Annotated in this window: 13 protein-coding genes; 2 read left to right on the top strand and 11 right to left on the bottom strand. The window is 72.2% G+C overall.

The window, feature by feature from the left end; all coding sequences use genetic code 11:
* Positions 1 to 3 precede the first annotated feature (3 nt).
* The gene (tsaB, locus tag AC068B_RS09015; RefSeq protein ID WP_478670076.1) at positions 4 to 660 is read right to left on the bottom strand and encodes a tRNA (adenosine(37)-N6)-threonylcarbamoyltransferase complex dimerization subunit type 1 TsaB; all 657 of its coding nucleotides are present in this window, start codon (positions 658 to 660) and stop codon (positions 4 to 6) included.
* A 163-nt stretch (positions 661 to 823) separates the two neighbouring features.
* Here tsaB and AC068B_RS09020 point away from each other — a divergent pair, with 163 nt between their 5' ends.
* A complete protein-coding gene (locus tag AC068B_RS09020) occupies positions 824 to 1,348 on the top strand; it encodes a hypothetical protein (RefSeq protein WP_478670077.1) in 525 nt (174 codons plus the stop codon).
* 454 nt (positions 1,349 to 1,802) lie between these two features.
* On the opposite strand, the gene tsaE is transcribed toward AC068B_RS09020, so the two are convergent.
* The 6 genes from tsaE to AC068B_RS09050 form a co-directional block, all read right to left on the bottom strand.
* Positions 1,803 to 2,315, bottom strand: a complete 513-nt coding sequence (tsaE, locus tag AC068B_RS09025; RefSeq protein ID WP_468555990.1) for a tRNA (adenosine(37)-N6)-threonylcarbamoyltransferase complex ATPase subunit type 1 TsaE — start codon at positions 2,313 to 2,315, stop codon at positions 1,803 to 1,805.
* A 69-nt stretch (positions 2,316 to 2,384) separates the two neighbouring features.
* Complete coding sequence (locus AC068B_RS09030; protein ID WP_478670080.1) at positions 2,385 to 3,623, bottom strand: alpha/beta fold hydrolase; 1,239 nt, start codon at positions 3,621 to 3,623, stop codon at positions 2,385 to 2,387.
* Positions 3,624 to 3,647: 24 nt separating this feature from the next.
* The gene (alr, locus tag AC068B_RS09035) at positions 3,648 to 4,799 is read right to left on the bottom strand and encodes an alanine racemase (RefSeq protein WP_478670082.1); all 1,152 of its coding nucleotides are present in this window, start codon (positions 4,797 to 4,799) and stop codon (positions 3,648 to 3,650) included.
* A gap of 62 nt (positions 4,800 to 4,861) precedes the next feature.
* A complete protein-coding gene (locus AC068B_RS09040; RefSeq protein ID WP_478670084.1) occupies positions 4,862 to 5,764 on the bottom strand; it encodes a L,D-transpeptidase family protein in 903 nt (300 codons plus the stop codon).
* Between the two features lie 100 nt (positions 5,765 to 5,864).
* On the bottom strand, positions 5,865 to 7,301 hold the full coding sequence (locus tag AC068B_RS09045) for an NAD(P)H-hydrate dehydratase (protein ID WP_478670086.1): 1,437 nt from the start codon (positions 7,299 to 7,301) through the stop codon (positions 5,865 to 5,867).
* 131 nt (positions 7,302 to 7,432) lie between these two features.
* Positions 7,433 to 7,801 carry a holo-ACP synthase gene (locus tag AC068B_RS09050; RefSeq protein WP_478670088.1) on the bottom strand — a complete coding sequence of 123 codons (369 nt, stop codon included), beginning with the start codon at positions 7,799 to 7,801 and terminating at the stop codon, positions 7,433 to 7,435.
* A gap of 113 nt (positions 7,802 to 7,914) precedes the next feature.
* Between AC068B_RS09050 and coaA the strand changes: the two genes are divergently transcribed.
* A complete protein-coding gene (coaA, locus tag AC068B_RS09055) occupies positions 7,915 to 8,895 on the top strand; it encodes a type I pantothenate kinase (RefSeq protein WP_356252385.1) in 981 nt (326 codons plus the stop codon).
* A 99-nt stretch (positions 8,896 to 8,994) separates the two neighbouring features.
* Here coaA and glmM read toward each other — a convergent pair whose 3' ends face one another.
* The 4 genes from glmM to AC068B_RS09075 all read right to left on the bottom strand — a co-directional run bounded on the left by glmM (position 8,995) and on the right by AC068B_RS09075 (position 12,980).
* Positions 8,995 to 10,353 carry a phosphoglucosamine mutase gene (glmM, locus tag AC068B_RS09060; RefSeq protein ID WP_468555974.1) on the bottom strand — a complete coding sequence of 453 codons (1,359 nt, stop codon included), beginning with the start codon at positions 10,351 to 10,353 and terminating at the stop codon, positions 8,995 to 8,997.
* A 173-nt stretch (positions 10,354 to 10,526) separates the two neighbouring features.
* Complete coding sequence (gene rpsI / locus AC068B_RS09065) at positions 10,527 to 11,048, bottom strand: 30S ribosomal protein S9 (RefSeq protein WP_249588321.1); 522 nt, start codon at positions 11,046 to 11,048, stop codon at positions 10,527 to 10,529.
* Positions 11,049 to 11,090: 42 nt separating this feature from the next.
* Complete coding sequence (gene rplM / locus AC068B_RS09070; protein ID WP_055569478.1) at positions 11,091 to 11,534, bottom strand: 50S ribosomal protein L13; 444 nt, start codon at positions 11,532 to 11,534, stop codon at positions 11,091 to 11,093.
* Between the two features lie 210 nt (positions 11,535 to 11,744).
* Positions 11,745 to 12,980 carry a glycosyltransferase family 87 protein gene (locus tag AC068B_RS09075; RefSeq protein WP_478670089.1) on the bottom strand — a complete coding sequence of 412 codons (1,236 nt, stop codon included), beginning with the start codon at positions 12,978 to 12,980 and terminating at the stop codon, positions 11,745 to 11,747.
* Positions 12,981 to 13,048: the final 68 nt, after the last annotated feature.

Consider the following 13,048-nt stretch of genomic DNA (forward strand, 5'->3'; position numbering starts at 1 on the left):
GGGTCACTTCGGGGTGACCACCTTGTAGTTCTTGGGCACCTGCGCGTCCGGGCGGCGCAGGTACAGCGGCCGGGGCTCCAGGAGCTCCTCGCCCGCCGCGAGCCGCTCCGCGGCCAGGGCGGCGAGCGCGGCCGCCGACACGTGCTCGGGGGCGCGGGTGTCGGGGAAGGTGTCGGGGTAGAGCAGCGCGCCGGCGCCGACGGCGGGCAGCCCCTCGACCTCGGCGGCGATGTCCGCGGGCCGGTCGACGGCGGGCTCGCCCACGCGCGTGCGCACGTCGTCGTAGCGGGCCCAGTAGACCTCCTTGCGGCGGGCGTCGGTGGCCACCACGAAGGGGCCGCTCTCGATGCCCGAGGCGTACGCGAGGCCGTCCAGCGTGCACACTCCGTGCACCGGGACGCCGAGCGCGAGGCCGAACGTGTCGGCGGTCATCAGGCCGACGCGCAGTCCGGTGTAGGGGCCGGGGCCCACGCCGACGACGATGCCGGTCACGGCGTCGAGTCTCAGTCCGGCGTCGGCGAGCACACGGTCGACGGCCGGGAGCAGCAGTTCCCCGTGGCGGCGGGCGTCGACCTGGCTCGACTCTGAGACGACAGAGGAGCCGTCGTGGAGGGCGACGGTGACGGCGGGCGTTGCGGTATCCAGAGCGAGCAAGAGCACGCAAACAGCCTACGGCTCCCGGGCGCCGCGCACGGCCGCACCGGCATGAGGGGTCAGGTGCGGTGCCCGGGGATGCGGCACGGCTGCTGCTACCGTCACTCCGTAGCCGTACGCAGTACGAAGAGGTGGGTGGCGCAAGGTGTCAAGGAGCAGCTCGGGAATCGTGGCCGGGCTCACCGCTGTCGCGCTCGCCGCGGTCGGCTTCCTCGCCTATCAGGCCTCGGCCAGCGCGCCGGACCACCCGCGGAAGGCCGACAAGTCCCCTTCCGCCTCCGCGTCGCGCTCCCCCAAGGACAAGAAGAACCCCACCGCCGTGCCCGCGCGGTCCGGCGCGGGCGAGCGGGTCGTGTACTCCCTGGACGACCAGCGCGTCTGGCTCGTCGAGGCGTCCGGCAAGGCCAAGCAGACCTTCAAGGTCACGCCTGGCACGGTCGACCCGGTCCCCGGCACGTACGCCGTCACTTCCCGGACGGGCCGCATCACCGGTACGGATGGCGTGCCGATCGAGCACGTCGTGATCTTCACGGCCAACGAGGGGGTCGCGATCGGCTTCAGCGCGGCCGTCGACGGCTCGACGCCGCCGCCCGACGCGGCGAAGAAGACCGGCGGCATCCGCCAGTCCCGTGCGCACGCCAACGCGATGTGGGAGTTCGCGCTGCGCGACAAGAAGGTCGTCGTCGTTCCCTGATCAGCGGAACCGGGCGGAACTCAGCGGAACCCGGCAGAACTCAGCAGGACGGACGACTCGGCTCCGTCGTGGGCGTGGGCGCGTCCCCCGCGGGCGCAGGGTCGCACGGAGGCGTGGAGACGGCGCTCGCGGCAGCGCACGACGCGAGCAGATCACTCATCGACAGGTTCGAGGGGTCCACGGCGGCCGATGGCCCAGGCAGCCTTTCGCCGCGCGGCTGAGCGCAGGCGTCACGTTTTGAAGCCGACATGGATGCCTCCTGGGGGCTCCGGGGGCAGACGTAGTTAGGTAGACCTAACCAGGACCTGTATCCATGTGACCATGCCTGGCGCACGCAACGCAACATTTTGCCGACGTCTTGTCGGAACGTTCGGTCGAACGTACGAGAAACGCCCCGGGCCGAGGGCCCGGGGCGGGAGTGTGCGAGGGGGCCGCGAAGCCCTTCAGGCGCCCCTCAGGCGCCCAGCGACGCCAGGTCGGCGTCCGCCCACCGCGCGCCGAGCCCGGTGAGCGTCACCTCGCGCACCTCGTCCGTCGTGTCGCCCACGGCACGGTCGATGACGACCCGCAGCCGGTCGTCCGACAACTCCTCGACCTTGCCGTCGCCCCACTCCACGACGATCACCGATTCGGGCAGCGAGACGTCGAGGTCCAGGTCCTCCATCTCGTCGAGCCCGCCGCCCAGGCGGTACGCGTCCACGTGGACCAGCGAGGGTCCGTCGCCGAGCGGGGGGTGCACACGGGCGATGACGAAGGTCGGGGAGGTGACGGCGCCGCGCACGCCGAGGCCCTCGCCGAGGCCGCGGGTCAGCGTCGTCTTCCCGGCGCCGAGCTCGCCGGTGAGCATGACGAGGTCGCCCGGGCGCAGGAGCTTGGCCAGACGACGTCCCAACTCGCCCATGTGCTCGGGGGAGTTGACAGTGATCTTGAGTGTGACGGCCGGGGCCTGGTGGTGCGGTGCTTCCATACCGACCACGTTAGCGGCTGGGAGCTCTCGCTCAGGCCCGCCCGTCAACCCGCGCCCCGGCCCGCCCGCTCAGCCGTCGGCCCGCCCCGACCGGCCGCCCACCGCGCCCTCGGCCACCGGGACCGCGCCCGCCCGCACCAGCAGATCCGCGAGCCGGTCCATGACCACCTCCGGGTGCTCCAGCATGACCAGGTGCCCGGCCTCCGGGACGAGCACCAGCTCGGCGTCGGGCAGCAGGTGGGCGATCGCCTCGCTGTGCTCACTCGGCGTGACCAGGTCCTGGTCCCCCGCGAGGACGAGCACCGGCAGCTCGGCGAAGTGCTTCAGCGCCTCCGCCTTGTCGTGCTCGGCGAAGGCCGGGTAGAACTCCGCGACCACGTCGATCGGGGTCGCCTCGATCATCCGCTCCGCGAACCGCGCGATGGCCGGGTCCACGTCCTTGCGCGAGAACGAGTACCGCTTGATGACGCCCGCGAAGAGGTCCGCGGTGGCCCGCCGCCCCCGCTCCACCAGCTCGGCCTGCGAGCCGAGCGCCCGCAGCAGTCCTGGCAGCACCCGCCGCACCGCGTTCATCCCGGCCACCGGGAGCCCGAAGTTCACCTCGCCGAGCTGCCCCGACGACGTGCCGATCAGGGCGACGCCCACCACGCGGTCGCGGATCAGCTCGGGAAACTGGTCGGCGAGCGCCATGGTCGTCATGCCGCCCATGGAGTGCCCGACGAGGACGAGCGGCCCCTCGGGCGCCGCGGCGTCGATGACGGCCTTCAGGTCGCGCCCCAGCTGGTCGATGGAGACCGGCACGTCGTGCTCCAGCTGGTCGACCCCGCGCGCCGAACGGGCGTGGCTGCGCTGGTCCCAGTAGACCGCGCGGACGACGCCGCGCAGGGCGGCCCGCTGGAAGTGCCAGGAGTCCTGGCTCAGGCAGTAGCCGTGGCTGAAGACGACGGTGACGGGCGCGGGAGACCGGCGGCCGAAGAGCCGACGCCGCCGCGGGGCCTGGTCGCCGCCGCCCCCGGCCTCCTCGGCCTCCTCCACCTCGTAGGAGAGCTCCGTGCCGTCGTCCGCGTACGCCGTGCCCGGCATGCCGCGCAGCGAGCCGTACGGCCCCGACGCGTCGAGCGCGAGCCGCGCCTTCTTGCGCATGCCGCGGCCGACGGTGAGCCGCTCTATGGCCACACCGGCGGCCGCGCCCGCGGCGAGGACGCCTATCGCGGCGCCCGCCACTCCTGCCTTGCGCCAGTTCCCGGCCGCGGCGGCGGCCTCCGACACCGCTTCCACCGCGGCCGCCCCCGTGCTGCTCTCGCTCACGTGCCGCTCCTCGTCAGTTCCCGGTCAGTCGTCAGCCCGCTCGTGCACGAAGACGCGCGGGACGCGCGATCCGATGCGGGTGACGATTTCGTACGCGATGGTGCCCGCGGCCTGCGCCCAGTCCTCCGCGGTCGGCTCGCCGCGGTCGCCGGGGCCGAACAGCACGGCCTCCGTGCCCACTGCGGGCTCGTCCCCGCCGAGGTCCACCACGAACTGGTCCATCGCGACCCGTCCCGCGGCCGTCCGCAGCTTGCCGTCGACGAGCACCGGGGCCGTGCCGGAGGCGTGGCGCGGGATCCCGTCGCCGTAACCGGCAGGGATGAGGCCGAGGGTCGTCTCGCCGGGGGTGACGTAGTGATGGCCGTAGCTCACGCCGTGGCCCGCCGGGGCGCGCTTCACATGGGCGAGCGAGGCGGTGAGCGTCATGACGGGCCGCAGCCCGAAGTCCGCGGAGGTGCCCACCTCGGGGCTCGGCGACACCCCGTACATCGCGATGCCCGGACGCACGAGGTCGAAGTGCGCCTCCGGAAGGGTGAGCGTCGCCGGGGAGTTGGCGATGTGCCGCACCTCCGGCCGGATCCCGCGGTCCTCCGCGTACGCCACCATCTCGCGGAAGACCGTGAGCTGGGCGGCGATCGACGGATGCCCCGGCTCGTCGGCGCACGCGAAGTGCGACCAGAGGCCGGTGACCGTGACCAGCCCGTCGTCCTCGGCGCGCAGGGCGCGGTCGACGAGCTCGGGCCAGTCCGCGGGCATGCAGCCGTTGCGCCCCAGTCCCGTGTCGGCCTTGAGCTGGATACGGGCGGTCCGCCCCGCCTCGCGCGCGGCAGCCGTCACCTCCTCCAGCGCCCACAGGGCGCTCACCGACATGTCCAGGTCGGCCTCGACTCCCTCGCGCCAGGGCCCGCCGGGCGTCCACAGCCAGCACATGATCCGCCCCGGCAGGCCCGCGGCGCGCAGGGCCAGGGCCTCCTCGGGGGTGGCGGTGCCGATCCAGGTGGCGCCCGCCTCACGGGCGGCCTTGGCGCAGGGCACCATTCCGTGGCCGTATCCGTCCGCCTTCACCACGGCCATGAACGCGGCGTCCGGCGCATGGGCACGCAGCGCGCGCACGTTGGCGCGGAGGGCGGCGAGGTCGATCTCGGCCCGGACACGGAAAGGTGCTGTCTCGTTCATCGCGGACAAGTGTCTCAGAGCCCGCCGACAGCCCCCGCTCCCGCAGGTCTTGGCCGCCCGGCTCAGGTCCCCGGCTTACGCCCCCACACATAGACCCGGTCGCCCTTGAACAGGGTCTTCCACAGCGCGCGGGCGTCGGCGACCCGCATGTTCACACAGCCGCGCGAGCCCGGCGGGCTGTACACGTTGCCGTAGATGGCGTGGAACGCCTGGCCGCCGTTGAAGAACTGGCTGTACGGCATGGGCGTCTCGTACAGCGACGACCAGTGGTTCTTGTGCTTCCAGTAGACCTTGTGCCAGCCCGTACGGGTCCGGTAACCGGCCCGCCCGGTGCGGACGGGCACGGGGCCGAGCAGCACCTTCTTGCCCTTCTGCACCCACATCAGCTGCCGGGTCAGATCGACGCAGGCGACGCGGTACGCGCGCGTGGGGCACTGTTTCGTGGCGTTCGGGTTCTTGCGGGCCGTGATCAACCGCATCCGGGCCCAGGTCACCGGCCCCGCGAACCCGCTCGCGGGCCGGATCCCCTGCTTGCGCTGGAAGGCGCGGATCGCCCGGCAGTCCGCGGCGGACTGCTTGCCGTCCACCTTCCTGTGGAGCCAGCGCTCGACCTGCCGCTGGTAGGGGCCCGCGCGCCGGGTGCACACGGGAGCGGCACCGGCGGCGGCGACCTCGCTCGACGGCACGTACTCGACGAGGGCGTCGGTACCGGCCGGCGCCTCCATGGGCTCGATGGCGTCCTCGGCGGCGCTCGGCCGGTACACCTGCGGCGCCAGGACCTGATCGCGGGTGTCCAGCTGCCACGGGTGGGTCGGCGCGGACGGGATGCCGGGGACCAGCGGGGAGGCGCCGGGGGCCGCGGGCCGCGGCGGCGGGACGGGCCCGGCGGACGCGGGGGCGGCGGGCAGGGCCGCGGCAAGGACGAGCAGCACGGTGAGACCGCGCCGGACTGTCTTACTGATCATGTGATGAGCGAACCCGGCCGGATGCCGTACGCCCGACAGCCGCGCGGAAACGTCACTCGAAGGGGCCCCTGAGCAACCCGCAGCCCCCACCCCAACCACCTCAGTCGGTCCTCCCGACCTCCCGCCACACCACCGGAATGGCATCCGCCACGTCCTGCGCCCCCACGGGCGCACCCTTCGACGCATGCCGCCCCGCAAGCCCGTGCAGATACGCGCCGACGGACCCCGCGTCCCGCGCGTCGAGCCCCGCGGCCAGCAGGGACCCGGCGAGCCCGGACAGCACGTCGCCGCTGCCCGCGGTGGCGAGCCAGGGCGTCCCGGTCGGATTGACCCGCACCGGCCCCTCCCCCGAGGCCACCAAGGTCGTGGACCCCTTCAGCAGCACCGTCGCCCCGTACCGCCGCGCCAGCTCCCGTACGGCGGCGAGCCGCCCCGCCTCGACCTCTTCCCTGGCCACGCCGAGCAGCGCGGCGGCCTCACCGGCATGCGGCGTGAGCAGCGTCGGGGCCCGCCGCGCCCGCACGTCCCGCTCCGCGGCGAGCCGCAGCCCGTCGGCATCGATCAGCACGGGCACATCGGCGGCAAGCACTTCCCCCAGCCGCTCCGCGTCGTCCCCCAGCCCGGGTCCCACGACCCACGCCTGCACGCGCCCGGCCTTCGACGGCGGCCCGGCGGACACCAGGGCCTCGGGGAACCGCGCGATGACGGCGTCCGCGGCGGGCCCCACATACCGCACGGCCCCCGCGCCCCCGCGCAGCGCACCCGCGACGGCGAGCACGGCCGCCCCGGGATACCGCGCGGACCCGGCGACGATGCCCACCACTCCGCGCCGGTACTTGTCGCTCTCCCCAACGGGCACAGGCAACAGCCGCGCGACATCCTCGAACTGCAGAGCCTCGGCCTCAGCCTCCCCCTCCCCCAGCTCGAGCCCAATATCGACGAGCCGCACGACACCGGCGTACTCCCGCGCCGGATCGATGAACAGCCCCGGCTTGTACGCACCGAAGGTCACCGTCACATCGGCCCGCACCGCGTCCCCGTGCACCTCACCGGTATCCGCGTCGACCCCGCTGGGCAGATCCACGGCAACAACGACAGCGTCCCGCACCCCCGCCACGAGCTGCTCGGCACGCTCCCGCAGCCCGCCCCGCCCCCCGATGCCCACGATCCCGTCAACAACAAGCCGAGCCCGAGCCACAAGACCCTCAGCCCGCTCCTCCCCGGCACCCACCACCACACCCCCGGCGGCCCGCAGCGCGGCAAGCCCCCCGGCATGCGTGCGCTCCGGGTCGAGCAGCACGGCACTGACCCCGGCCCCACGCCGAGCAAGCCGAGCCCCCGCAAACAGGGCATCACCCCCGTTGTCCCCGCTGCCCACCAGCAGAGTGACCCGCGCCCCGTACACCTTGCCGAGCAGCCGCACACACTCGGCGGCAAGCCCCGCCGCAGCCCGCTGCATCAACACACCTTCGGGCCCCCGAGCCATGACGACCCGCTCCCCCGCCCGGACACTCTCCACGCCGTAAGCAGTACGCATGGCCCCAGTCTGCCCCGCACCCCCGCGGCCCCGCTCCACCGCCGAACCCCAGGCGCAGACACTCAAGGCGCCCCGCACCCACAGCCGAACCCAAGGCGCAGACCCCGCCCAAGGCGCCCCGCCAGACCCCGCTACCCCTCAGCGACAACCACCGCGGAAGCAACCCCCGCATCATGGCTGAGCGACACATGCCACGCCCGCACACCCAGCACAGAGGCCCGCTCGGCCACAGTGCCCCGCACCCGGACCCGAGGCTGCCCGCTCTCCTCGACGTACACCTCGGCATCCGTCCACCGCAGCCCCGCAGGCGCCCCCAGCGCCTTCGCCAGGGCCTCCTTCGCCGCGAACCGGGCCGCCAGCGACGCGACCCCGCGCCGGTCCCCGCCCGGCAGCAGCAGCTCGCTCTCCACAAAGAGCCGCTCCGCCATCCCCGGCGTCCGCTCCAACGCGGCCCCGAACCGCTCGATCTCCGCGACGTCGATGCCTACCCCAATAATCACCGGCTCAGAGTGACACACCCGTGCCACACCCCACGTGACGCACCCCACCCCCCACCCCACCCCCCGTCCCGTTCAAACAGCCGTAACAATGGACTGTGATCTCTTCGGTCTCCGTGCCCCCGACGGCACCCCGGAGCGCCCACCGGCCCAAGCCGGAGGCGACTCCCTACGTCGACCTCACCCGCACCGAGTGGAGCGCGCTGCGGGAGAAGACGCCGCTCCCCCTGACGGCGGAAGAGGTGGAACGGCTCCGCGGCCTAGGCGATGTCATCGACCTGGACGAGGTCCGCGACATCTACCTCCCGCTCTCCCGCCTCCTGAACCTCTACGTAGGCGCGACGGACGGCCTGCGCGGCGCGCTCAACACGTTCCTGGGCGAGAAGGGGTCCCAGTCCGGGACCCCCTTCGTCATAGGAGTCGCGGGCTCCGTGGCGGTCGGCAAGTCGACCGTCGCCCGCCTCCTCCAGGCCCTGCTCTCCCGCTGGCCGGAGCACCCGCGCGTGGAGCGCGTCACGACGGACGGCTTCCTCCTGCCCACCAAGGAACTGGAGGCCCGCGGCCTGATGTCCCGCAAGGGCTTCCCGGAGTCCTACGACCGCCGCGCGCTCACCCGTTTCGTCGCGGACATCAAGGCGGGCAAGGACGAGGTGACGGCACCCGTCTACTCCCACCTGATCTACGACATCGTGCCGGACCGGCGCCTCACGGTCCGCCGCCCGGACGTCCTCATCGTCGAGGGCCTGAACGTCCTGCAGCCCGCACTCCCCGGCAAGGACGGCCGCACCCGGGTGGGCCTGGCGGACTACTTCGACTTCAGCGTGTACGTCGACGCCCGCGCCGACGACATCGAGCGCTGGTACCTGAACCGCTTCAAGAAGCTGCGCCAGACCGCCTTCCAGGACCCGTCGTCGTACTTCCGCAAGTACACGCAGGTGTCGGAGGAGGAGGCGCTCGACTACGCCAGGACCACCTGGCGGACGATCAACAAGCTCAACCTCGTGGAGAACGTGGCCCCCACCCGCAGCCGCGCCACCCTGGTCGTCCGCAAGGGCCCCGACCACAAGGTCCAGCGCCTCAGCCTGCGCAAACTGTGAGGCAAACGGCGAGGCAAGCAGTGAGGGCCCTCGCGCACCCCGCGAGGACCCTCACACACGCACACCCGGCGCACCCGCGCCGGTGGAACCCCTAGGGTCCTAGCCCAGCGCGGACTTCACCACGTCGGCCAGCCGTCCGGCCACGGACCGGGCCTGCTCGATGTCAGCGGCCTCGACCATGACCCGCACCAGCGGCTCGGTCCCGGAAGGACGCAGCAGCACGCGCCCCGTGGAGCCCAGCTCGCGCTCGGCGTCGACGACCGCGGCGGTCAGCTCCGCGGAGGTCTTCACGCGCGTCCTGTCCACGTCCGGCACGTTGATGAGGACCTGCGGAAGGCGCTCCATGACACTGGCGAGGTCCGCGAGCGAACGCCCCGTCTCGGCGACCCGCGCCGCGAGCAGCAGCCCGGTCAGCGTGCCGTCACCGGTCGTCGCGTGGTCGAGGATGATCACGTGCCCGGACTGCTCGCCGCCCAGGGCGAAGCCGTGCTCCTTCATCGACTCCAGCACGTACCGGTCGCCGACGGCGGTCTGCACCAGGGCGAGGCCCTGGCCCTCCATGGCGAGCTTGAAGCCGAGGTTGGACATGACCGTGGCGACGACGGTGTCGTGGCGCAGCGTGCCGTGCTCCCGCATGGCGAGGGCGAGCACGGCGAGGATCTGGTCGCCGTCGATCTCCGCACCCGTGTGGTCCACGGCGAGGCAGCGGTCGGCGTCCCCGTCGTGCGCGACGCCGAAGTCGGCCTTGTGCTCGACGACGGCGGCCTTGAGCAGCTCCAGGTGCGTGGACCCGCACCCGTCGTTGATGTTCAGCCCGTCGGGCTGGGCGCCGATCGTGATGACCTCGGCACCGGCACGCGCGAAGGCCTCGGGCGAGACGCGGGCGGCGGCGCCGTGCGCCTCGTCGAGGACGATCTTCAGTCCGTCGAGGCGGTTCGGGAGGACCCCGATGAGGTGGGCCACGTACTGGTCGAGGCCCTGGTCGTACGACTTCACGCGGCCGACGCCCGAGCCGGTGGGCCGCTGCCACGGAGCACCCGTGCGGTGCTCGTCGTAGACGGACTCGATGCGGTCCTCCAGCTCGTCGGCGAGCTTGTGCCCGCCGCGGGCGAAGAACTTGATGCCGTTGTCGGGCATCGCGTTGTGGCTGGCGGAGAGCATCACACCGAGGTCGGCGCCCAGCGCACCGGTGAGATGCGCCACCGCGGGGGTGGGCAGCACACCGACGCGCAGGACGTCCACGCCCGCGCTCGCCAGGCCGGCGACCACCGCGGCCTCCAGGAACTCCCCGGACGCGCGCGGATCACGCCCGACCACCGCCACCGGGCGATGGCCTTCAAAGGTGCCCGCCTCGGCCAGTACGTGCGCCGCCGCCACGGAGAGTCCGAGCGCGAGCTCGGCCGTCAGATCCGCGTTGGCGACACCACGCACGCCGTCCGTGCCGAAGAGTCGTCCCACTGCTGTCCTCCGAACGTTCAAGAAAAACCACGAACCCCTGACACATGGGTCCCAGAGTCAGAGGGTCCCAGAATCAGAAGAGTTCCAGGGCCCCAGGGGTTCCTGAATAGACGAACGCCCCGGCAGCACGGTGAGTGCCGCCGAGGCGTTCGAAAAGTACGAGCAGGCAGCGATTAGCGCTTGCTGTACTGCGGAGCCTTGCGGGCCTTCTTGAGACCGGCCTTCTTGCGCTCGACCGCACGGTCGTCACGCTTGAGGTAACCGGCCTTCTTGAGGGCGGCGCGGTTGTTGTCGACGTCGGCCTCGTTCAGCGCACGGGCGACACCGAGACGGAGCGCACCGGCCTGACCGGAGACGCCGCCACCCGAGATGCGGGCGATGACGTCGTAGCGGTTGTCGAGCTCGAGCACCTTGAAGGGCTCGTTGACTTCCTGCTGGTGGACCTTGTTCGGGAAGTAGTCCTCGAGCGTGCGCCCGTTGACCTTCCACTTGCCGGTGCCGGGCACGATGCGAACGCGCGCGATGGCGTTCTTGCGACGGCCCAGGCCGGCGGCCGGCTGCGGGTCACCGAAGCGCGCGGCGTTCGACTCCGAGGTGTACTCGCCCTCGACGGGCGCCTCGGACTCGGTGGTGTACTGCTCTACGTCAACAACCTCGGTCTCTTCGACCGGCTGCTCAACGGTGGTCTCGGCCACGATTCTCCTCAGATTTCTTTACGTCTTTGGGGGTGGCCGGAACTACTGCGCGACCTGGGTGATCTCGAACGGGACCGGCTGCTGAGCGCCGTGCGGGTGCTGGTCGCCCGCGTAGACCTTCAGCTTCGAGAGCATCTGACGGCCCAGGGTGTTCTTGGGGAGCATGCCCTTGACGGCCTTCTCGATGGCCTTCTCGGGGCTCTTCTCGAGCAGCTCGTCGTAACGGACGGAACGCAGACCACCCGGGTAACCGGAGTGGCGGTACGCCATCTTCTGGGTCTTCTTGTTGCCGGAGAGGTGCACCTTCTCCGCGTTGATGATGATGACGAAGTCACCGGTGTCAACGTGGGGGGCGTAGATCGCCTTGTGCTTGCCCCGCAGGAGGGAGGCAGCGGTGGTCGCCAGACGCCCCAGGACGATGTCCTGGGCGTCAATGACGTGCCACTGGCGGGTCACATCGCCGGGCTTAGGGCTGTACGTACGCACTTCGTAGCCTTCGCTTCTTCAGTGGATGGGGTCCAGACACACGGCACCCAGGAAGCGATCATGCAGCTGGGGCCCACAATGCCGGGGACGCTGCCCGTATGCGAGCCACTGGTAACTGCTCCAGGGAACCTACGTAAGGGCCCATTCGCGTGAGAACGAGGAAGCCAATACGTATCAGTCCCCGAGACTACCCGCGCGGCCCCACACCGGTCAAAACGCGGCCCTGGAGACCGGCACCGGCGACTCCTCACCACAGGCAGGTCTGCGCTTCCCAGGGTAACGGTCCCCCTGGTCACCGCCGCCCCGGCCCGCCACGCACGCCCACCCGACCGTGCCCGCGAGCATGCACAGCGTCACCGCGTCCTTGAAGGCCCGCCGCGTCCCCGGCTCCAGCCACGGCCACGAGAAACCCGGCACCTGCGGCACCAGCGCCACCCAGAACCACGGGCTGCGCGCCGCCGCCCCCGGCGTCAGCACCCCCGCGAGCAGCAGCGGAAGCACGACCAGCAGGTAGTGGTCGTACGAGGGCCGGGAGACGAGAAAGGCCGAAAGCATCAGCATCGCGGCGCATTCCACGACCCTCGCGGGCGCCGCGTCCGCCGCACCCCCGCTCCCCCACCGCCGCCACGCACACCACACCCCGGCCACGGCCGCACACCCGGCCAGCAGCGTGGCACCCGTCTGCGGCACCCCGAGCCGCGCGAGCACCGCGGCGGGAGAAGCCTCGTAAAGACGCACGAAGGAGTCCTCGCCGCGCAGCAGGAAGGGCAGCGTCCGCGTGAAGAACCCGGCGGGGTCCGGCATGGCGAGCGCGGCGGCCGCCGACACCAGCGCGGGCACGCCCACCGCCGCCCCGAGCCCCCGCCACCTGCGTGCGAACACGAAGAGGAGCACGACGGGCGCGAGCAGCGGCTTCACCGCGACGGCCGCCCCGATCACGAGCCCCGCGGCCACCCACCGGCCACGGCACACGAGGAGCAGCGCGAGCGGCAGCGCGAGTGCGGACCCCACCGTCCAGTTGCCGAGCTCGACGAGGTGCCCGAAGGGCGCGAAGCCGAGCGCGAGGCCGAGCAGCCCGTACACCGCGAACCGGCTGCGCCACGGCACCCCGTGGATGCGCAGGGCGCACGCCCAGCCCCCGGCGAGGCCCGCGGTCACCCCCGCGGGGACGAGGAAGCGCACCACGTCCGCGGGCAGCAGCGCCTGCGGCAGCGCGGCGAGCACGGCGCCGGGAAGATAGAGGAAGTGCCGGTCTGCGTAGGGCGAGCGGCCGTCCAGCCAGGCCTCGGCGGCCCGCACCACGATGGCGTTGTCCATCCCACCGTCCGGAACGCGCAGCCCCACCCGCACGACCGCGGCGACAAGCACCACCCCGAGCACCCACCGGACGTATGACTCGGCCGGCCGCAACAACCATCCACAAACTGCCGTTTTGCCCGAATTCATAGGCTTTAGGCTAGGCCGAGCACCCTACGCAGCCCCCGCTCAACATCCCGGGAAGCCCGTCTAAGATG

The sequence above is a fragment of the Streptomyces sp. NPDC042371 genome (assembly GCF_056437465.1).

Bases quoted from the DNA above. Each gene is read 5' to 3' on its own strand.
- AC068B_RS09045 (WP_478670086.1), bottom strand. From the start codon at position 7,301: ATGCGTACTGCTTACGGCGTGGAGAGTGTCCGGGCGGGGGAGCGGGTC.
- AC068B_RS09075 (WP_478670089.1), bottom strand. From the start codon at position 12,980: ATGAATTCGGGCAAAACGGCAGTTTGTGGATGGTTGTTGCGGCCGGCC.
- AC068B_RS09040 (WP_478670084.1), bottom strand. From the start codon at position 5,764: ATGATCAGTAAGACAGTCCGGCGCGGTCTCACCGTGCTGCTCGTCCTT.
- alr (WP_478670082.1), bottom strand. From the start codon at position 4,799: ATGAACGAGACAGCACCTTTCCGTGTCCGGGCCGAGATCGACCTCGCC.
- tsaE (WP_468555990.1), bottom strand. From the start codon at position 2,315: ATGGAAGCACCGCACCACCAGGCCCCGGCCGTCACACTCAAGATCACT.